This window comes from Caldisphaera sp. (genome assembly GCF_023256325.1).
Classification (GTDB): Archaea; Thermoproteota; Thermoprotei_A; order Sulfolobales; family Acidilobaceae; genus Caldisphaera.
In genome coordinates, this window is record NZ_JAGDXI010000013.1 from 1 (window position 1) to 20,967 (window position 20,967).

22 protein-coding genes are annotated in these 20,967 nt (G+C 30.4%); 13 read left to right on the plus strand and 9 right to left on the minus strand.

Annotated features, from left to right (window positions below):
* Positions 1–176: 176 nt before the first annotated feature.
* Entirely contained in the window at positions 177–1,838 is a 1,662-nt protein-coding gene (locus tag Q0C16_RS01625) for a long-chain-fatty-acid--CoA ligase (protein WP_292319298.1), read from the minus strand.
* A gap of 120 nt (positions 1,839–1,958) precedes the next feature.
* Here Q0C16_RS01625 and Q0C16_RS01630 point away from each other — a divergent pair, with 120 nt between their 5' ends.
* A complete protein-coding gene (locus Q0C16_RS01630; protein ID WP_292319299.1) occupies positions 1,959–2,600 on the plus strand; it encodes a hypothetical protein in 642 nt (213 codons plus the stop codon).
* On the opposite strand, the gene Q0C16_RS01635 is transcribed toward Q0C16_RS01630, so the two are convergent.
* A complete protein-coding gene (locus Q0C16_RS01635) occupies positions 2,597–2,866 on the minus strand; it encodes a UPF0147 family protein (protein ID WP_292319300.1) in 270 nt (89 codons plus the stop codon). The genes Q0C16_RS01630 and Q0C16_RS01635 overlap by 4 nt on opposite strands.
* Positions 2,867–3,054: 188 nt before the next feature.
* Between Q0C16_RS01635 and Q0C16_RS01640 the strand changes: the two genes are divergently transcribed.
* The 3 genes from Q0C16_RS01640 (at position 3,055) to Q0C16_RS01650 (ending at position 4,276) form a co-directional block, all read left to right on the plus strand.
* Positions 3,055–3,180 carry a hypothetical protein gene (locus Q0C16_RS01640; protein WP_292319301.1) on the plus strand — a complete coding sequence of 42 codons (126 nt, stop codon included), beginning with the start codon at positions 3,055–3,057 and terminating at the stop codon, positions 3,178–3,180.
* A 273-nt stretch (positions 3,181–3,453) separates the two neighbouring features.
* Positions 3,454–3,780, plus strand: coding sequence for a hypothetical protein (locus Q0C16_RS01645; protein ID WP_292319302.1), 327 nt, complete (start codon positions 3,454–3,456; stop codon positions 3,778–3,780).
* A 91-nt stretch (positions 3,781–3,871) separates the two neighbouring features.
* Positions 3,872–4,276, plus strand: coding sequence for a phosphate-starvation-inducible PsiE family protein (locus Q0C16_RS01650; protein ID WP_292319303.1), 405 nt, complete (start codon positions 3,872–3,874; stop codon positions 4,274–4,276).
* 302 nt (positions 4,277–4,578) lie between these two features.
* Here the strand turns inward: Q0C16_RS01650 and Q0C16_RS01655 are convergent, their stop codons facing one another.
* Entirely contained in the window at positions 4,579–5,220 is a 642-nt protein-coding gene (locus tag Q0C16_RS01655; RefSeq protein WP_292319304.1) for a hypothetical protein, read from the minus strand.
* 747 nt (positions 5,221–5,967) lie between these two features.
* Between Q0C16_RS01655 and Q0C16_RS01660 the strand changes: the two genes are divergently transcribed.
* The gene (locus Q0C16_RS01660; RefSeq protein ID WP_367117876.1) at positions 5,968–6,126 is read left to right on the plus strand and encodes a YHS domain-containing protein; all 159 of its coding nucleotides are present in this window, start codon (positions 5,968–5,970) and stop codon (positions 6,124–6,126) included.
* 17 nt (positions 6,127–6,143) lie between these two features.
* Positions 6,144–8,420, plus strand: coding sequence for a cation-translocating P-type ATPase (locus Q0C16_RS01665; protein WP_292319306.1), 2,277 nt, complete (start codon positions 6,144–6,146; stop codon positions 8,418–8,420).
* A gap of 305 nt (positions 8,421–8,725) precedes the next feature.
* On the opposite strand, the gene Q0C16_RS01670 is transcribed toward Q0C16_RS01665, so the two are convergent.
* Entirely contained in the window at positions 8,726–9,559 is an 834-nt protein-coding gene (locus Q0C16_RS01670; RefSeq protein WP_292319307.1) for a DMT family transporter, read from the minus strand.
* A gap of 176 nt (positions 9,560–9,735) precedes the next feature.
* Here Q0C16_RS01670 and Q0C16_RS01675 point away from each other — a divergent pair, with 176 nt between their 5' ends.
* A complete protein-coding gene (locus tag Q0C16_RS01675) occupies positions 9,736–11,085 on the plus strand; it encodes a RuvB-like domain-containing protein (protein WP_292319308.1) in 1,350 nt (449 codons plus the stop codon).
* Between the two features lie 7 nt (positions 11,086–11,092).
* On the opposite strand, the gene Q0C16_RS01680 is transcribed toward Q0C16_RS01675, so the two are convergent.
* On the minus strand, positions 11,093–12,007 hold the full coding sequence (locus Q0C16_RS01680; RefSeq protein WP_292319309.1) for a hypothetical protein: 915 nt from the start codon (positions 12,005–12,007) through the stop codon (positions 11,093–11,095).
* A gap of 9 nt (positions 12,008–12,016) precedes the next feature.
* Complete coding sequence (locus Q0C16_RS01685) at positions 12,017–12,307, minus strand: DUF211 domain-containing protein (RefSeq protein WP_292319310.1); 291 nt, start codon at positions 12,305–12,307, stop codon at positions 12,017–12,019.
* A gap of 78 nt (positions 12,308–12,385) precedes the next feature.
* On the opposite strand from Q0C16_RS01685, the gene Q0C16_RS01690 reads away from it, so the two are divergent.
* The 4 genes from Q0C16_RS01690 to Q0C16_RS01705 all read left to right on the plus strand — a co-directional run bounded on the left by Q0C16_RS01690 (position 12,386) and on the right by Q0C16_RS01705 (position 17,081).
* On the plus strand, positions 12,386–13,021 hold the full coding sequence (locus tag Q0C16_RS01690; protein ID WP_292319311.1) for a restriction endonuclease: 636 nt from the start codon (positions 12,386–12,388) through the stop codon (positions 13,019–13,021).
* A 449-nt stretch (positions 13,022–13,470) separates the two neighbouring features.
* Complete coding sequence (gene ahcY, locus Q0C16_RS01695; RefSeq protein WP_292319312.1) at positions 13,471–14,721, plus strand: adenosylhomocysteinase; 1,251 nt, start codon at positions 13,471–13,473, stop codon at positions 14,719–14,721.
* Between the two features lie 10 nt (positions 14,722–14,731).
* Positions 14,732–15,853, plus strand: coding sequence for a site-2 protease family protein (locus Q0C16_RS01700; protein WP_292319313.1), 1,122 nt, complete (start codon positions 14,732–14,734; stop codon positions 15,851–15,853).
* A 514-nt stretch (positions 15,854–16,367) separates the two neighbouring features.
* Entirely contained in the window at positions 16,368–17,081 is a 714-nt protein-coding gene (locus Q0C16_RS01705) for a hypothetical protein (protein WP_292319314.1), read from the plus strand.
* Here Q0C16_RS01705 and Q0C16_RS01710 read toward each other — a convergent pair.
* Positions 17,073–17,456 (minus strand): Mov34/MPN/PAD-1 family protein, encoded by a 384-nt coding sequence (locus Q0C16_RS01710; RefSeq protein WP_292319315.1) that lies wholly within the window; start codon positions 17,454–17,456, stop codon positions 17,073–17,075. The two genes, Q0C16_RS01705 and Q0C16_RS01710, sit on opposite strands and share 9 nt — an antisense overlap.
* Positions 17,457–17,462: 6 nt before the next feature.
* Positions 17,463–17,978, minus strand: a complete 516-nt coding sequence (locus Q0C16_RS01715; RefSeq protein WP_292319316.1) for a metallophosphoesterase — start codon at positions 17,976–17,978, stop codon at positions 17,463–17,465.
* 162 nt (positions 17,979–18,140) lie between these two features.
* Between Q0C16_RS01715 and iorA the strand changes: the two genes are divergently transcribed.
* Together iorA and Q0C16_RS01725 are read left to right on the plus strand one after the other, a co-directional pair.
* Positions 18,141–20,039, plus strand: a complete 1,899-nt coding sequence (gene iorA, locus Q0C16_RS01720; RefSeq protein WP_292319317.1) for an indolepyruvate ferredoxin oxidoreductase subunit alpha — start codon at positions 18,141–18,143, stop codon at positions 20,037–20,039.
* A complete protein-coding gene (locus tag Q0C16_RS01725; RefSeq protein ID WP_292319318.1) occupies positions 20,030–20,620 on the plus strand; it encodes an indolepyruvate oxidoreductase subunit beta in 591 nt (196 codons plus the stop codon). Before iorA ends, Q0C16_RS01725 begins: the two co-directional genes overlap by 10 nt.
* Here Q0C16_RS01725 and Q0C16_RS01730 read toward each other — a convergent pair.
* Positions 20,591–20,854 (minus strand): hypothetical protein, encoded by a 264-nt coding sequence (locus tag Q0C16_RS01730; RefSeq protein WP_292319319.1) that lies wholly within the window; start codon positions 20,852–20,854, stop codon positions 20,591–20,593. The two genes, Q0C16_RS01725 and Q0C16_RS01730, sit on opposite strands and share 30 nt — an antisense overlap.
* Between the last annotated feature and the right edge of the window lie 113 nt (positions 20,855–20,967).

The following is a 20,967-nucleotide window of genomic DNA, read 5'->3' on the forward strand; positions in this document are numbered from 1 at the left end:
TGTAATTCAACGCTGAGTTTATACCATTCAGCAGTTGCAGATTCACCTTCAGACAAAATACCACCTTCTACATTTAATTGTATGCATTCAAAAATAAAAATATATCTTTTGGTATAATTAATTCATAATAAATTATATTAAAATAAAAATTATATAGAATAAGAGTTTACTATAGATTATTTTTCCAGTATGTTTCCATATTGTTCTCTAAGAACTCTTTTGTTTGCTTTACCAGTCGATGATAGAGGTATCTCATTTACAACAACAACTTTTTCTGGTAACCACCATTTTGACATGACTCCTTTGTTAACAAAATTTTGTATTAAGAAGTTATTTATTTCATCTGTCGTGATTTTATTTTCCCAACCTTTTTTGGGTACTATCAAAGCAACAGGTCTTTCGATCCATTTTTCATGTTTAGCAGCAATCACAGCAACCATCGACACACCTGGATGTTGACTAATAGCATCTTCAAGCCTCAGAGATGATATCCATTCTCCTCCGCTTTTTATAACATCTTTATCTCTGTCCATTATTAAAACGGATCCATCTTCATACCATACAGCTAAATCTCCAGTATGGAACCAATTACTAAACCAGGCTTTTTCAGTCTTTTCTGGATCTTTGTAGTATTCTGGAGCAACCCATGGAGATCTTACTACTATTTCTCCTATCGTTTTCCCATCTTTTGGAACTGGATTCATGTTTGCGTCTACAACTTTTAAATCAACTAAAGGTATAGGATAACCTGTCCTTAATTGTATTTTAAATAAATCATTATCATTCATTTTGTTGTAATACCTAGCAGGAGGAATAGCAAGAGTTAGAACTGGAGCTGTTTCGGTTAATCCATATCCTACAACTACCTTTATGCCTTTCTTAGTTGCTAAATAGGCTAATCCTTCAGGAATTGCAGAACCCCCATTTATAAACATTATATTGCTTAGATCATATTTGTCAATATCTGGATCAGTTAAAAGCATATAAAGAATTGTTGGTACGCCTGCAAAATAAGTGACTTTTTCATTTTTAATCAAATCTAGATATACCTTTGGGTTAAATCTTCCAGGATAAACCTGTTTTTGGCCTAATAGGGAAGATGTAAACGGTAACCCCCAACTATAAACATGATACATAGGTACAACATGAAGTATAATATCGTTAGATGTCATTTTTATTTGGCCAAATGATGCAAAATGAAGAGCTGAGGACATTGCATGAAGAACCATCGCTTTATGACTATGATAAACTCCTTTTGGCAAACCAGTAGTTCCACTTGTAAATCCCATGAATGCCGGTCTGTCCTCACTCAGTAATGGAAATTCATAGCGTCCTTTATGTTCTTTGATTAGATCTTCATAATGATATGCCGGTACACCTCCAATCTTTTGGGGTACCGAATCTGTATCAACAACTATTACTGATTTTATTGATTTAATTTTGGAAGCAATAGCTTCTGCTAATTGTAAGAAATCGGCATGAGTTATAAGTAGTTTATCCTCGGCTGTATTAAAGACATAAAGCAATTCATTAGGCGATAATCTTATATTAACAGGATGGAGTACAGATCCCATTAAAGGAACTCCAAAGTAAAGTTCAAAGTGCCAATGTGTATTCCAATCAAGTGTAGCTACCTTATCCAATTGTTTTATATCTAGACTGCTCAAAGCATTTGCCAAACTTTGAGTTCTATAAATGAAATCCGAATATGTATAATGAAAAATACCTTTGTTTGTTTTATATGCTATTTCAACATCTGGAAATAGGTTTTCCATTCTATCATAAATATACCTTAAGGTTACATCATAACCTGGCCTTTCAGGAACTTTTTCTGGCATGGACACAGCAATGCATCCCTCCTAATTTTATTATGTGAATGTCCTAATTTATATTTATATATTATTAATGAGAACATTTAAAATGAACTGATTTCAATAAGTTTAATAGGAATATTAAGTATGGCAATAACTAATGTGATAAAAAAACTAGGATACGAGTATTTAACTGAAAATTATGGAGTAAAAATCTATAAAAACAATAATGGTAAAGCTTCATATCTCATATTTCAAAATGATTATCCTATGTTATTGTTAAGCAAATTAAAAGAAAAATTTATAATTTATAATAGATTTTTTGATTTTAAAGAGAAACAGGAATATAATGGAGATATACTAGAGCCTACAAGTTTTAAAAGAATAGGTAGAATAAGCTTTTATGTTTCTAATGAAAAGAAAATAATTATAGAGAAAGTCGAAGGAAAAATTAATTTTACGTGGAACTTAATAGATTTACATGCTCCATTAAACATTGATCCAACTAAAGGGTTTATAGATTTGTTAAAAAGCTTTGGACCAACATTAGTAGGATTAGCAAACATTTACACGGATCCATTATCTCTTAATCTTTTAAGTTCTCATTCTTATTTTTTGCCTCCATTAATATATGGTTATAGTAGGCAAGACTTAATCAATAATTTTTATAATGGTTTAAAAATTAAGATTAAATATAATAATAATCCCATTTATTATTCTTTTCCAGAAAATAATGAATTAAGCGCTGCAATTAACATAATTAAAAAAATCGTAGATATAGGATTTTAATCCCTTATAGTCTCAAGCATAGAAAGGACCTGCCATATTCTCGTTCTAGCGTGAAATGGCATGTTAGGATCCTGAGAAATTTCATCTAAAGCAGATATAGCATTTGCTGCCTTTACACCTGCAGATAATTTAGGATCTCTCAGATAAGTCAAAGCATTGGCAGCAGCTCTTCTAATATTTCTTGGGACAGCTGTGTCATTAACTATCCCTGTCAAAATATTTATTGCCATCTTTAATTTTTCTTCTGTGCTAGCTTGGATTGACATTCTCTACCCCCCACATATTATTATTGTTCAGTGCTTAAAACTTAAACTGCACAGTTTTTATTTAGGATCCAGGATCATTACTATTTTGGTATAGGGAAAAGCTCAGTACTTTAGGGCCGAGAGGAGGTCTGTAATCCTATAACTTGTCTTTTAATTTTTTGTATTTATTCCACCTAATTATAATTATTATGGAGAAAGGTACTATTATTGCATCTAGACTTACGTTTAAAATAGAAAAGATATTAGGAAGTATTGTAAGAAATCTGTATACACCTAATGAAGCACCTATCGCAGGAACTACTGAACTGAGATGAGGTGAATATTTGTAGCCAATTATATATAGAAAGCCAATAATGAAATACAACAATCCGAAAACGGCCACAATAATAAGGGAGATATTTATTTTAAAAATAAATAATTGAGAAACGTGGGTAACAAAAGAGATTAATAATAGAAAAGCTGGAACAAATCTAAGTTTATCAGTTTTTGTAAAATCACTGCTCATTGTTTTCACCCTTCAGTTTCTTATTATTTTTGCTGCTATAAATTTAAATCTTTGGTATCTAAGAAAATATGAGGTGCCAAATATGGCGAGGATAAAAAAATTAATATTGGATACAGCGGAATTTCATCCACTTCATAAGATGTGGGTAAATTTAGCTCAAAATTTATCCAAAGAATATGGTTTTGATTTAGAAATTAAAACCGAAGACTATCTATTTGCTATTTCATATGGGGATAAGGATGATATAGGAATGGCTTGGTTGCCTCAAATGTTTGCTGAGCTTGATAATGGTAGGATATTATTGATTATGAGCCAATATCCTTTTGATCCAGCTACTACAAAGCCAAGCGAAGAGTTAGCAATAAGTGAGGCTAAGAAAAAAATAGAAGAAATACAAAAAAGCAACTAAAAATAATTTGCAGTTTAATATAGGTATTATTTAAAAACCTTTTATACTAGGCATGGTATGATTTTAATAGGCACTGATGGTGCTTAAAGGATTGGAGCATGACAAAAAATATTTAGAGTTATTATTAGTTTTTGGAGAAATATTAGTTGCCATTATAATAATTGTAACTGTAATAGTATCATCTTTTCAAACGCTTATCATGATAAGTGGCATGATTAAGATAGCTTATCCTAACAAATCTGATATTTTGGAACTGATAGATATGGCAATTCTGCTTCTTCTGGCATTGGACTTGTTAAGGACAGTTATTGTAGGTATAGCTGAAAGACAAATACCTGTGAAGAATATTATTGAGGCCGCAATGATAGTAATAGTTAGAGAAATGATAGTAAATACACTTATGAATGGTTCTCCTTTATACTTGATATATTTATCGATATCATTTCTTATGATATCCTTGGCATTTATATTCATTTCAAAATTCATAAAAGATTGAGTGTTTTGATAAATTGAAGATAATTCTTGCATATTTAAGTGTAGATAAGATTTTTAAGGTTCGTTGTAAAAATAAAAAGTAATCATTAAATGGGATATACTTCACGAAAAGTTAGATAAGCCTTTACTTCCTGCTAAAATCGAAAAACGTTGAGATATCTTCCTTAGATCAATTTTATATATGAGTAGCTAGAACTTTATTATACCTAAGGTATAAATAAATTAGTCCTCATTAAGGAAGCAACCCTTAAGATCTCAGGAATTCTCGCCCTTCAAGGCAAGTAAGAAGTCAGTACTTTAGAACTAGATAATTTCGAATTCTTTGCTGATGTCTCTCAATATTTTTGATACCTTTAGGAGTTCTTTTATGTTTTGTGGATTTTTTGGTAAAACCAATTCAATTACAGGTATTTTTAATATTCTAAAGAGATTTTCCAGTAAAGCTTCTATACCAGCATTACCATTATATAAGGAGTTTCTTATAGATGTCAAAAAACCGAATGCTAAGTCATAATTATACATAGCTAAAAGGTTTAACAGGTTTATAGCGTTAATCTTTAATTCAGAGCTTTCTATATTACCTATAATATAAACATAGAAAGCAAATCCTTTATTTGTAACATTACATTTATCTCCTAAAAATTTACAATCTATATAATCGACTGGTATATTATTATGACTGTATAGTTTTTCTGTTCTCAGTTCAGTTTTTAAATTGAATTCTATATTAGCGAATTTGTAAATAGGTATTTTTCCTAGTTTGGTGATTACTTTGGCTACTCTCCAATAATTTCTTTCTTGATATTCACTTAATCCAAATGATCTCAGTAATTTTGATGTTGCTAGGGGTGGATCCCTACACCTTATCTTGTATTCGATACAGTGTTTTAGTATAATGTCGGCACAGTTAACTGAAGTTTCAATGAAGCTATTTGGGATTTTCATAGTTGCACCAAAAAGTATAGCGTTTTTTGAATATTTTTATCTTTCTGATTCATTTATGAATAAAGTAAATAAGTTTTTATATTTGTGTTAAAAGTTAAAATTCCTACTATAATAGCTTCAACAGATTCTATACAGAAAGAAGACGTGTAACTCTAGCATATGATAATGCTAATATTTAGAGATTCTTTAATAATAAGGTGTCTAATAATTGTTAAATTTATTAAAAATATATTTTAATCCCTCGGGGCTTGCCGTTCATATCAATATTACTTGCAGAATCTTGCGGATTAAGTGAACCAAACATATAAGGTACGCTTCTGTAAAACAAGTCTAACAAACAATCTAACCCTTGATCAAACTAATGTATATTAGGAGCAATTTTCCTACGGTACCATAATACTATGAGAAGGAATCGAACAATATAGAGTATTATCCATAAAGTGAGATAAATTCCAGAGATCCAAGGGAAGACCCCCTTTATGCCAAGGAATGATCATATTTTCATGTGTTTATCTTTTCTAGGCAAGGCGAACAGATATGAGTGTTTTAAAATTAGGTACAATGCTTTTACTAAATTTAAAATAAAAAGGATTATTGGAGAAGCCAAATATAATATTTATTTTACGAAAGCTCAAGCCACAATAAGATCAATAAAATATACTAATTATTCTTTAGAATGAATAATCAGATTTTTAAATCTGTACATAAATTTTTAATTCTAAATTTCCTAAAAAGAGATAGGTGGTATTGTTGATAGATCCTGTTTGTGGTATGGAAGTTGATAATAAATCTAAATTCAAAACGTTATATAAGGGAAAAGTGTATTATTTCTGCAGTGAAAATTGTTTAAATTTATTTAAAAAAGATCCTGAAAAATATTTGAGAGAAGGTCCAAAAGGTATGTAGTTATTAGTGATATACAAATGGATAAGCAAAAAACAAATGGAGAAGATAAATTAAGAATAAAAAAAGAGCAGCAGATAAAAGTTATTGGAATGCATTGTGCAACATGTGTTTCTACTGTAACAAAAGCTGTAACTAAGGTTAATGGAGTAGAAGACGCTAAAGTAAATCTCGCGACAGGAGATGCAAGGATTTTTGGTTCTAATTTAAAGCTAAAAGAAATAGTTAAATCTATTAGAAACTCTGGATACGATGTTGCTACACAAAAACTTGTTGGAAAGATAAACATAAATCCCGAAGAAGTTTCAAAACTTAAGAATTATGTTGAGAGCATTGATGGTGTAATAGAGGCTAATATATCAGCAAATGGTTTGATTAAGGTAGAGTACAATCCATTAGCTTTATCATTAAATGATATAATAACTAAAATTAAGGAAAAAGGATATAATGTAAACATAATAGAAAAAGAAATTAAGGTTGAAGAATTAGAAAAAAAGGAGTTTTATAATATGCTTTATAGACTTATTGCAGGTATAATTTTTTCAGCATTAACGATTTATTTAGAGTTTACAGGTTTTTCCTTGTTTGCATTACTATCATCAATACCTGTTTTCTTTTACTCTGGATATAATTATCATAAAGGAGCAATAAGAGCAATAAGAAATAGAACAGGAAATATGGACGTTTTAGTATCTTTATCCTCATCAATAGCGTTCTTTTATAGCATATATGCAACGATTGTTGGTATACCAACAATAATAGATGTTACAGTTTTGCTTATAACATTTGTACTAGTAGGTAAAACTTTGGAGGCATATTTTAGATATAAGTTATCATTATCAATAAAGGGTAATGTTAATGCTAAGGTAAGAAAAATTATCAATAACGAAGAAAAAATTGTTGATGTTTCAGAAGTAAATGTTGGAGATATAATAGTATTGAAAAATGGAGATCAAATACATGTGGATGGAATAATAGACGAAGGAGTTGTAGAAGTAAATGAATCAGTAATAACTGGGGAACCTTTACCAATTAAAAAAGGAAAAGGGGATGCTTTAATTTCAGGCTCAACAATAGTTTCAGGATATGCTAAATTATATGTAACAAGGTCAGGGGAAAATGCTTATATCTCTCAAGTTGCTAAATCAATAAGGGAGGCTCAAGCCATAAAAGTTCCAATACAAAACTTTGTTGATAAGGTTTCATCAATATTTGTTCCAATAATTTTAATTGTATCTTTGTTTTCTTTTTTAATTTGGCATTTCATTTTGGGGAAAAGCGTTTTTGAAGCTTTACTATTTTCAATAGCAGTCTTGGCATCTGCATGTCCATGCGCATTAGGTCTAGCAACTCCAATGGCTGTTGTAGCTATGATAAATAAAGCAGTTAAAAAAGGTATAATTATAAGAAATGGGGAAATTTTGGGTAACCTAAAAAACGTTGATACAATAGTTTTTGATTTAACAGGAACTTTGACCGAAGGAAAAATATCCATAAAATCTTACAAGGAGTTTAGAAAAGATGCTTTAAAATACGCAGCGAGTGTTGAAAGCCTTAGTAATCATCCAATAGCTAAGGCTATTTCTGAATTAAGCAAAGAAAAAGTAAATGTAGATGAGTTTGAAGAATTTATCGGCGAAGGAGTATATGGAAGAATAAAGGACGATATTATAATTATTGGTAAAAAGGAATTTATTAAGCAGAATTGTGAGTTGAAAGACAAGGAAAATGAGGATGGTGATATATTTATTTGCATTAATAATGAAATTTCTGGTATAATAAATATCGAAGATAAGGTAAAAGATGGAGTATATAATTTATTAAATAAATTAAAGAGCCAAGGTATAAAAGTGATAATCGCAACTGGCAAGGATAAAGTTGAAGGTTTTAATGATATAGAGATTCATAATGGTTTAAAGCCGGAAGATAAAGTCGAGCTTATAAGGGAATTAAAAAATGAAAAACATTATGTTGCATTTGTTGGAGATGGAATTAACGATTCTCAAGCATTATCAGAAGCAAATATAGGTATTGCATTAAATTCTGGTAGCGATCTTGCAAAAGTTGCAGGCGATGTGGTTTTAAATGATATAAACTCGATTCCTGAGCTTTTCTCAATTTCTAATAAGCTAGAAAGTAAAATAAAACAAAATTTAGCATGGGCCTTTGGATATAACAGCGTTTTAGTTCCAGTTTCAGCTGGTATCTTATATCCGCTAGTTTACTTACCTCCACAATTTGCAGCCTTGGCAATGAGCATGAGCAGTGTCATAGTTTCTATGTGGTCTTATGTGTAACAAGTTCTTAAAACTTAAATATTATTAATTATGATTCATTATAGTGATATTTGTGGTAATTACTTTTAGCGAATCTAATACCTCTTATCCAGTTAGATTAAGAGATTATGGGTAAATTTCAATTATACTATACGCTAATAAGATCTAAATTGTAATTAAATGAATTATTAATTTTTGTTTTCTGTATTATTAGATGGCCACTATATGTAATATAGGAACAAAAGTGCAAGCATGGACTATATCAAGGTAACTGTAAGAGCAAGAGGAAATTAGATTTGAAAGTAATTTTTATAAATAATTTGAGTTCATTTTTTAAAATTAGTATTACTTTTAATACTAGATCTTGATATTATTACTCCTATAATCATTATAGTAAGTCCCAATATTTCCAATGATTTTGGTATGGTTTTATAAAGAGCGGCTTGTGTTATTGTTGTAGCCACTGGTATTATATAAGCAAGCATTGTTACTTTTCCAACTCTTTCAATTTTTAATAAATAATTCCATGATAAAAACTGAAAGGCACCACCAACAGTTGATATATAGACTATACTTTCTAATAATCCAAAGGATGGATCAAAATAAAACCCGCCTCTAATAGTAATCAGGTCAACTATCCCCATAAAGAATGATCCTAATATAAATTGTGTAGCATTTAGTGATATAACATCATATTTAGATAGTTTCCTATAATATATACTGAATAAAGCCCAAAAGATCGCATTTATTATTGTTAACATCATTCCTATTTTAGTTATACCTTTTAGCAAAGGAATTCCATAGATTCCAAGCCCACTAAAGCCTATTATTAAACCCAAAATTTCGTATTTGTTAGGTATCTCTTTTATTATTATTGTTGCTAAAATTATGCTAAATAAAGGCATAGTATAACTTAATACAGAAGATGCAGCAGGTGATACATATATAAGGCCATATCCCCAAAAAAGTGTGCTTGTTGTTGTAAATAAAGATAAAATCAAAACATTTTTATCTAATATAAATTTTCTTGAAATGGAAAACAAAATTAAACCCGCTATCAAATATCTAATCATCATTAATGTTGGAGGATTAGTATAAGATACTCCTATCTTTGCAAAGAAGTATAGAAAGATTGAAGCTATGGCATATAGTGTAAACATTATCGCAAATTCTTTCTTAATACCTTTTCACCATACTTTAATTTTAATAAAGGATTTATAAACCTTTTAATTTTAATAAAGATATTTATATTAATTAATAAATTAATTTTTGTAAAACCTTTTACTTCTTAAATTTTTTTAAGCTTTTGCTAAGAATCAATTATATGGTGATAATAATGTCAGAAATTATAATTGGGAATCCAAAGACTCCAAAATGGTCTTCCATACATAGTCACATATCTGGGTTAGGATTAGATGAAAATGGTAAAGCTAAGCCTGTAGCAGATGGTTTAGTTGGTCAGGTCCAGGCTAGAGAAGCTTGCGGTTTAATAGTTGATCTTATAAGGGAAGGGAAACTTGGAGGTAAAGGTATATTATTTGCAGGTCCCAGTGGAACTGGGAAAACTGCACTAGCGGTAGCTATTGCCAAAGAATTAGGCGAAGATACACCCTTTGTTTCGATAAATGCTAGCGAGATATTAAGTGCCAATAACAAAACAGAATTTATGACACAAGCGTTTAGAAGGGCTATAGGAATCAGGATGAGAGAAGTAAGAAAAATTATTAGCGGAGTTGTTACCGATATCAAATACCTTAAAAAATCATCCCCATTTTATCCTACTCCAATTTTAGGTGGAGCAAAAATAAAGCTTGAAACCAAAGATGATAGTAAAGACGTGAGCGTTGGTCCAGAAATCGCGTCTCAATTTCAATCAATTGGCATAAGAAAAGGAGATGTTATAATGATAGATGAAGAGACTGGAGAAGTAAGAAGGTTAGGTAGAGTTAAAGAGAAAAGTTCTATCGGATTTGATGTAGATACAGAAAAACAAATGGATATGCCTACAGGGAAGATACAATCAACTAAAGAGGTTGTTAGAACATTTACATTACATGATATAGATGTTTCAATAGCGGCTCAAAGAGTTGCTTTTTCAATTTTTGGTTTCTTATCTGAAGAAAGAGGAATAGACGATCAAGTTAGGAAGCAATCAGATGAAATGGTAAGAAAAATAACAAGTGAAAACAAAGCGCAGTTAATTCCTGGGGTTTTGTTTATAGATGATGCTCATATGCTCGATATAGAGGCATATAGTTTTTTGACAAAAGCTATGGAAAGTGAATATGCACCAATAATTATATTAGCAACAAATAGGGGTATAACAACTATTAGAGGTACAGACGAAAAAGCCCCGCATGGAATGCCAAGAGATTTATTAGATAGGCTCTTGATAATATTAACAAGACCTTATAATGAAGAAGAAATAACTAATATAGTTAAAATAAGGGCTGACGAACTTGACATACCTTTAACGGATGAGGCAGTTAAATTATTAACAAAAATTGGGACAGAAAGAAGCCTAAGGTATGCCTTACAACTATTAGATCCTGCTAAAGTTATATCAAGCAAAAGAAACTCTATTAAAGTTGACATCCAAGATATAGAGGCAGCTTCAAAGTTATTCTCAGACATAAAAGAAAGCACAGAATTTCTTGAAAAGTATAAAGATTTAATGTTAAAATAATTCTAATTTAAGCCAAATATCCGAACCTTCTTAAAAATTCTCCCATTGATTCTATTAATCCCTTATTAAAAAATGGCTCTATATTACTTGAGACCTTTAATAATGGTGCCCCCTCAATTTTATTTTTTATAAGAGATGATTTTAGTTCATTTAATAGATCATTGGTTAAGCCTAATGTATAAATTGTGTGCTTGCTCTCTTCTTTTCTCACTATATCATTTACCCCTTCTAAGTCAAGGCATTGAGATGCCGCGACTATCATGGTTGCAATTTTAGTTACAGGAACTCTTTTAAGGTACCCTTTTATTCCACCAGAAGCAATGTAATCCATAATAGACTTGTTATCCGGCAAAAATTTTACGCTTTCAACTTTTATTCCTTCTTTTTCAGCTTCGTTTTTTAGCCATTCTACCCTCTCATAACTGCTCTCGCTATTGCTTTTAGCTACTATTTCTATACTATTGCTTCCTAGAGAACCCCTATCAGGTAGATATAAAATATTTTCAGATATTATGCTTACTTCAGCCATTAAATTATTTTCTAATTCATCTATTATATTATCTGGTAATTTTGATGTAAGTCCAATAACTAAAAGACTTGGTATAATTGCTATTATACCTCTACCTTTATAATATGAATCAATAATAAACATAGATAGATTATCTGATCTATCTCCTTTAGGAATTTCAGCAACTCTTTCATATTCATATATTTCGTCAAAATTAAATGAATCGACTAACGTATTATATATTGGTATTTCATCAATGCTTGGTTCATGAATGCTTTTTAAAACTAGTGAAAGTCCATTAGGCTTTTTTAACGATGGTTCTACGTCATAAAATTTAATGTTTTCACTTATTATTCTTGATTTTAAGTAGAGCCTTTTTAATGTTGATGAGCATTCTTCTATAGTATCATTCAATTCGGGCACCTAATCCTCAATATCAGGTTCTTCAACCACCTTTTTACCAGTAATTACTTGGTCTATACTATGTATAACGCACCCTAGAGATTCTAATAGATCTTCTACCTTTTCAAACGATATATCTTGGCCTTCTATTGTTACATTGAGCGTAGCAGTTTCAACATCTAATTCTTTAACTGTTATATTGACACCTTCTATTCCATTTAGCGAAGCTATAGATTTAGCTACTTCTATTATAGACGGTCCTTTTATTGGTTTCATAACATCTAGGACTAATCTTCTCAAAGGTGCACTCAATTTGTCCCCCTATGTCTAATTATATGGAAGATTATTAAATTTTTAGAGAAAAATAAGATAATAAGTGAGGGAGAGAAATTGGTTCAAGGTAAAGCTGCCATGAGAAGCAGTGAAAGCATTGCAGCAAATTTATTACAACAAATGGGTTATAAAATAGTTGAAATGCACAAAAAAGTTACAATTAATAATGTGGAAATATCTGATGTTGATATTATTGCAGAAAAAAATGGTGTAAAATATGCTGTTGAAGTAAAAGCTGGACCTGCCGATGTTTCTTCTATTAGGCAAATATATGTAAACTCTAAAATATTAAATATGGTTCCAATTATAATATCCAGAGGCCTAGCCGATGAAAAAGCTGAAGAACTAGCAAAAGAACTTAGTGTAAATTTTATATCAGTTTCTGATCAGGTAATAACCAATTTAGATGAAATCTACGCTTCAGTAAAAGAAGCGTTGGTAGATTTTTTAGATGATTTTTTCAAGTTTTTAACTCGATGCAAGAATATAGATGAAAGAGATCTAAAAATTATAAACTCTCTTGCTATATCAGAAGATTTAATTGAGGCTGCAAAGAGTTCCAATATGTCTATAGAAGATTTTACTAAAGCAATTTCAAGTCTTCATAGCAGAGGTATATTACCTAGCGGTAAATATGAATACATATCTTTGATTTCAAAACTTATGATAATTTTTTGTAATACGAAGTCATAATTTGACAAATTAAATGGTAAACCTTGTCATTTAATACGATAATACTTTTAAGGTTTATTAAAAAGATAACGTTAACAATCAAATAGGATATCCTTTTCCAAAAAGTGAGATAAGCCTCTATTCCTTATCAAATTAAAATAAAGGCATTAATGTGTCTTTCTTAGATCAATTTTATATATGAGTAGCTAGAACTTTATTATACCTAAGGTATAAATAAATTAGCCCTCATTAAGGAAGTAACCCTTAAGATTTCAGGAATTCTTGTCCTTCAAGGCAAGAAAAGTGTCAGTTAAAATATAGTTGTTTCGTTATATTTTTGATTTTATATGGAATAGGTTTCACGAAAATTTATTTTTACGTTAATAACAATCACATAGAAAAATCAAATCAATTAATGTTAATATAAACAATTTATAATTTTGATTATATTTTGTTAATAGGGTGAGCGTATGAATACTTCGAAAATAAAAAAGCCTGAATTGTATAAAGAAGGCAATAAAAAAATTGAATTTGCAGAAATGCACATGCCAGTAGTTATGAAACTTAGAGAATTATATTTAAAGGAGAAGCCACTGGAAGGAATTAAAATATCAGCAGCTTTGCATGTAACAAAAGAGACTGCAGTCCTTATTAAAACACTTCAGTTATGGGGAGCTCAAATATTTCTGTCTCCTAGTAACCCTCTATCAACGCAAGATGATGTAGCTGCTTCTTTGGCAAACATTGATAACTTGATCGTAGAAGCTTGGAGAGGAATGACTAATGATGAGTATTTTATGGCTATAAAGGATGCTGCAAAGTTTAAACCAGATATAGTTATAGATGATGGCGCAGATCTTCATATAACGCTTCATGAAGAAATGCCAGGCGTAGCTGAGAAAATATTAGGAGGCAATGAAGAGACAACAACTGGTGTAATCAGATTAAAAGCACTAGAAAAAGAGAATAAATTATTATATCCAGTTATGGCTGTTAACAATGCTTTAACTAAGTTCATGTTCGATAATAGATACGGTACAGGACAAAGTTCAATAGATGGAGTATTGAGATCAACAAATATATTGATAGCAGGAAAAAAAGCTGTTGTTGCAGGTTATGGATGGGTGGGCAGAGGAATAGCCCAAAGACTTAAAGGACTTGGTGCAAGAGTTATTGTTACCGAAGTAGATCCCATAAAAGCCTTAGAGGCTGTTATGGATGGATTTGATGTAATGACTATGGAAGAAGCTTCAAAAATTGGAGACATATTTATTACTGCAACAGGAGATATTGACGTTATTAGAGCTGAACACATGTTAAATATGAAGGAAGGTGCTATATTGGCTAATGCTGGTCATTTTAATGTAGAAGTAAGTGTTAAAGACTTAGAAACTATAAGTGACTCTAAGGAAATAATTAGAGAAAACAATGTAAAATATACTTTAAGAAATGGCAAACATTTGTTCCTTTTAGGCGAAGGAAGGCTGGTAAACTTGGTTGCTGCAGAAGGCCATCCAAGTGAAGTAATGGATATGAGTTTTGCAAATCAAGCATTATCAGTTCTGTATTTAATAAAAAACAAAGGTAAGCTGGAAAAGAAGGTATACAATGTACCCTATGATCAAGATCAATATGTGGCAAAGCTTAAGCTTGAAACAATGAATATAAAGATAGACGAATTAACTCCGGAGCAAGAAAAATACCTAGAAAGCTATAAATGAGGTTAAAGAATTGCAAGATTGGTTAATAATTTTGATATCATTTATAATTTTTTGGGGATTTTTATATTTAATAGGAAAAATAATTAAAAATAAGAAGATAACCATCTATCCCTTTGTATTAATAGCAAAGACAGGTATAGGTATGGAGCCAATAAAAAGCAAAAATAGAGCTAAAATATTGTCGATTTTCGGCTATATATCTCTTGCCATATCAATAGGATTAATGGTATATTTTTATTATATAGTTATATCGACTTTTATAGCAAGATATTTTGTTCCTAACTCAAGCCAAACTGCAGGCTTTGTTCCATTAATTCCAGGAATAACGATAAGCTTAGATCAGCTAATCTATTTTTTATTGGCAATAGGGATTGCAGTTGTTTCTCACGAATTATTTCATGCTTTAATTGCTAGAGCAGAAGGTATACCTATTAAAGATGCAGGTTTCTTTCTTTTAGCATTTATACCAGCTGCATTTGTGGAGCCTGATGATAACAAAATGAAATCAGCGCCATTTAAATCAAGGTTAAAGGTATATTCTGCTGGAGTTACTATTAATTTAATTTTAGGCATAATATTTTTACTTCTGTTTGTTTATATTGCTCCAAAATTAATAGACGGTGTAAGTTTAGTTAGTGTACTCTCAAATTCTCCTGCATCGTTAGCAAACCTGAAGCCTGGGATGATAATAATATCAGTAAATGGTACCTCGACTTTATCTTTACAGTCTTTTATGAACATATTAAATAAATATGGAGCCGAAAGTAATTTGACAACGGCAAATCTAGTTTTAACTGTTAAATATAAAGGGGTTATAGAAAATATAACAGTTTTTAAGCCATACGGTATACCACATTTGGGCATATCTGTTGTACAGGCTTTTAAGATGTCTTGGCTAGTATCTATAGTATCAGCGCTATATTTAATAAATTTAGGTCTTGCCTTAGTTAATGCAGCCCCATTAGCTATACCTTTGCCTGGAGGGACAATACAGAGCGATGGTGGATATATTTTTATAGAATCCCTATCAAAAATAGGAAAAAAAGGATTGCAAGTAGGAATAACTTTCGAAGTAATAACATTGCTTATGATATTAAGCCTTTTGACAATCTCTCCTATAAGGTTGCCATAATTTTTATTTAATAAATCTTATTTTAAATAATTTTTTAATTTAAACATATATATCAAAAATACAAGGTAAAAAGATTTAGTTTTTAGAATAGAGAATAGGTTAAATTATTATTGAACAATAAGGGGTTACAAATTGATAATTGATTAAAGCTATTACTTTTTATTGTAGATAAAAATTAGATTAAGTAAACTCTTTTTATATCTGTGTTAGCAAACCTCTTTCTTGCCTCTATTAAGTATTTAAAAAGCAAAAGAATTAATCAAAAATAGTATTTTATTCTCTTATATGACCTAAGAGAAATCAATAAATTGCCCCATAGAATTTATAAGTTTTATTTTAAATGAAGGTATTTTAGAGAACTTATGCTTTCAATTATATGTTAATCTATGAGATTATAATAAATTCCTTTGGATTAAGACTTGCTTCTTCTAAATATGATAAAAAGATTAGAATAAATAATAGCATGCATAAGAATTATTAATTTCTTTATTTATATAAAATCGTGGTGAGGTATTTGGTCAATGGTGTTAAAGTAGCAGAGGCATCAGTACTTATAATTATAGCTATTATTGGATTTGGCTTATACTTATATGATGCAGCTCATTATTTAAATCCATTAATTTCTGGAGGCCAATATTTAAGGTCAAATCCATTAAAAATTCAGTTGGTATATAACGTATCTGAAAATATGATCGTCAATTCCTCTGTTGAGTCAGGCTGGATCCAAGTTATTGCTAGTATGTCAAAATATAATGATACATATGATGTATTAAGTTTTTCTGTGATTAATTTTGGCGGTAGCAATAGTATAGTTCAATCTCTTTATTTGTCAGCCGGAACAGGATTAGTCTCGAATTCAAATATACCATTTATAGCAAATAAGTCTTTATTGGTAAATTCAAGTAAGGAAATATTTTATAATAATACGAATCCAATACCGGTAGCAGTTCAAAATCTTAATTACATTTTAACTCAAAATGGAACTAAATATTATGTTAACTATGGTCAATATTATGATCTAAGCTCCGGTATATTAGTATATAGAACATTTAACTTAACAGCAAACAATACTTTAATTGCTAATGGGAGTATGATACTTCAAAAAGTTTATTACTTAAGCAGTAACAATTCATATATAAATCCATATATTTATGCAGCTATATTAGTGTTGTTAGGAATAGTTACAGCTGTAAGTTTGTTTGGAGCAGTCATTTTATTATCAAGCTAGCACAATTTCTTCCGGAAAGCTATCTTTTAATATCCATCCTTTAATACCGATTTTTGATATTATTATCCATGGAATAGGCCATAATTTCATACCTTCAATGTCTTTTAAGCTTGGTATCGGTGAACCATAGGGATGTGTATGATATAATGATACCACATTTAATCCATAATTTTCTGCTAATAAATGAGCAACAATCATATCATATGGATTTGCCAAAAATTCGACTTTGCTTTTTAATATATTTTCTACTGGCATTGCAATTTTTGTATAAATAACATCATCTTTTCTTTGTCCTATTAATACTCCTGTCTTTTCTTCTTCATATTTCAATAGATATTTCATAAATTGGACTAGGTTACCTAATAAAATTTTCAAATCTTATCACTCTACCTGTAGTATCTTTGCACTGAATGAAGGTACATTAATGATTGCGAAGGATGGATTGTTGAAAATTCCAGCGACTTCTCCAGGGCTTAATATTAAAACCCCGTTAACATAGTTTAAATATGGCTTATGGATATGCCCGAAAATAATTGAAGAATAAACTTTGGATTTTGCCAAAGAATTAGCTATGGCCAATGTCTTATCTAAATCTCCAAATCCATGGAACATAAATAAGCTGTGTCCATCTAGGTTCAATATTATTGGTTGTTCTTCTATTTGTATTTTATATATATCGGCAGTCCTTTTTAAATAAAGTTTATCCCCATCGTTATTACCATATATTGCATAGATTTTTTTATTTTTCAGTTTTTCTCCTAAAAATTTTAATGTAAAAGGAGAAATAATGTCTCCTAAATGAATTAATGCATCAATATTAAATTTAATTAATTGATTTACTACTTTTTCTAAGTTTTTAATGTTATCATGACTATCGCTTATAACACCTAAAATCATTGTTCCACCAATTAATTTTTCATATAAAAAGGTAATATTTTTATCGATTTAATATAAAATTTAACAAAATATTTTTTTGTATATATGTGTTATAACTGTTAATCTTATTATACATTGATAAACACAAAAACCTCAAACGCAATAACGTATACGGTGGAATGATTGAGTAATATATTACAAAAACCTGGAAGTAAAGTTTTGCTAATGGGGAACGAAGCAATAGCACGAGGATTTATAGAAGCAGGTGGAGGTTTTGCATCTGCATATCCAGGTACACCTTCTACAGAAATCGTGGAAACATTATCAGAAATTGCAAATTCATTAGGCATATATGTAGAATGGAGCGTTAATGAAAAGGTTGCATTAGAGTCAGCATATGGAGCTTCTATATCTAATGTAAGAGCATTAGCTGCTATGAAGCATGTGGGATTAAATGTCGCGGCCGATGCGTTGGCTAGCATATCTTATACAGGAGTAAAGTCAGGTTTAGTTATCGTTTCTGCAGAAGATCCTAGTATGTGGAGTTCTCAGAATGAGCAAGATAATAGATATTATGGGATGTTAACTTACGTGCCTGTTTTTGATCCTAGTGATCCTCAAGAAGCAAAAGATTTAACTAAGGCTGCTTTTGATTTAAGTGAAAAACTATCTCATCCTATTTTAATGACGCCTACAACCAGGGTTTCTCATACAAGATCTAATGTAATATTGGATGAAATTAAGCCTCCAAAGACAAAGGGATTTTTCTTAAAGGATAATTCCAGATTTGGCCTAGTTCCTGCTAATTCAAGAACTTTAAGGGACAAGCTTATTAATAAATGGAATTCAATTAAAGAAAGTTTAGAAAACTTTGAACCATATAATAGGATCGAAAACATTGAAAATGGAAAAGTTGCAATAATAGCATCAGGAGTTTCATATCAATATGCTAAAGAAGTGCTTAATGAAATAGGAAATTATAGGCTAATAAAAATATCAACTCCTTATCCTTTACCTAAAAAATTCATATTGAAAGGATTAGAGGATATTAAGAGGGCATTAGTTATTGAGGAACTTGAGCCTATAGTTGAAAATCAAATAAAGAACATAGTTAATGAAGAAGGATTAGATACAGAAATAGAAGGGAAGTCATATGTTGGCTACTCTGGAGAAATGAGTTTAGATAGAGCAAGGAAAGCAATAAAAGAATTTTTAGGCATTCATGTTAAACAAACCAATATAAAGAAGTTAAATCTTAGCATCCCAAATAGGCCTCCTTCTTTTTGTCCTGGCTGTCCACATAGAGGGACATTTTATTCTTTAAAGAGAGCTGTAAATTCCCTTATGATAAAACCAATATTTAGCGGAGATATTGGTTGTTATAGTTTGGGAATCAATTCTCCATATGATGAACAAGATATAATATTAGAAATGGGGGGAAGTATAGGAGTCGCAAATGGCCTTTCCCATGTTGCTGAAAATCAAGTTCCAATAGCTATAATAGGTGATTCTACCTTCTATCATGCAGGTATACCTGGACTTGTGAACGCAGTATATAATAAGTCACCCTTGCTTTTATTAGTTTTAGATAATATGACAACCGCTATGACCGGTGAGCAACCTGATCCAAGTTCTGGTATAACTGCTATGGGAGAAGAAACAAAAACAATAAACATAGCAAAAATTGCAGAAGGGATAGGAGTTGAAAAAGTTGTTGTATTTGATCCATTTAATATTAAAGAATCAACGGACAAATTAAAGGAAGTGCTTTCTTATGTTATAAAAGAGAAAAAACCAGCAGTAGCAATTGCTAAAAAAGCTTGTGCATTAAATGCAGTTAGGATTGCTAATAAAATTAAAGTTGAAATACCAATTTATCAGATTTTAGAAAACAAATGCACGGGTTGTGGCATTTGCTATAATGCGTTTGCATGTCCTGCTATATTTGTTAAAGATGATAGAAAAGCATGGATTGAGCCGAGTTTATGCACAGGTTGTGGTGTTTGTGTTCAAACATGTCCATATGATGCTATTAAACCAGTTAAAATTATTGATAAAAGGTGGGATAGTATATGGGAATAAATTCAAAAATAAATATAGTAATAGCTGGTGTAGGAGGTCAAGGAATAATAACATTGTCTAAAATAATTGGAGATGCCGCAGTAAAGGAAAATGTAAAAGTTCTTGTTGCTGAAACTCATGGTTTAAGCCAAAGAGGAGGTTCTGTAGAAGTTCATTTAAGGATAGGAGACGTTTACGCCCCATTAGTTCCTAAAGGAGAGGCTGATATATTATTATCTATGGAACTTATTGAAGCGGCAAGAAATATAGACTATTTAAATCAAAACGGTATAGTTATTACATCCGACGTTATATTAAGGCCCCCAATTCCTGGCGTAAAGCTTCCAAAAAAGGAAGAGATTGTATCTGAATTCGAAAGGAATAATATAAAATATTATATAATACCTACGAAAGATCTTTCAGAGAAAGCCGGAAGTTATTTATCAGAGAACATGGTTCTATTAGGTGCACTATATAAATTAGCTGATCTAGAAAAATTTATAAGCATCGATTCTATAAAGGAGTCGATAAAAACTATGAGAAATCCAGAAATAAACTTAAAGGCATTTGAATTAGGTAGCAGCTTCATTACTGGCATATGAAAAGTTTGGTTCAACTTTTATTTCAAAACCATAATAGCTCGAGAAACCAGTAAGTTCTCTTAAATCATTTAATAAAATTTTTCTCATAGAATTCAATACAATTTTCTCTAGCTTAGATTCTTCATCATCTCCTAAGCTATAGTATCTTTTTTCAATATCACCTAATTTTTCTAATATTTCTTCAACATTTCTAGCAATAAGTTTATTTACGTGCAAATCTAATGTGCTTTCCAATCTGATGCACCATATAATTTAATTGTCATATTATATTAAAACCAGGTATAAGGAAGTATTACTATTTTAAAATTTTTGATTAAATATAATTTAAAATAAGTATAAGGTCTAGA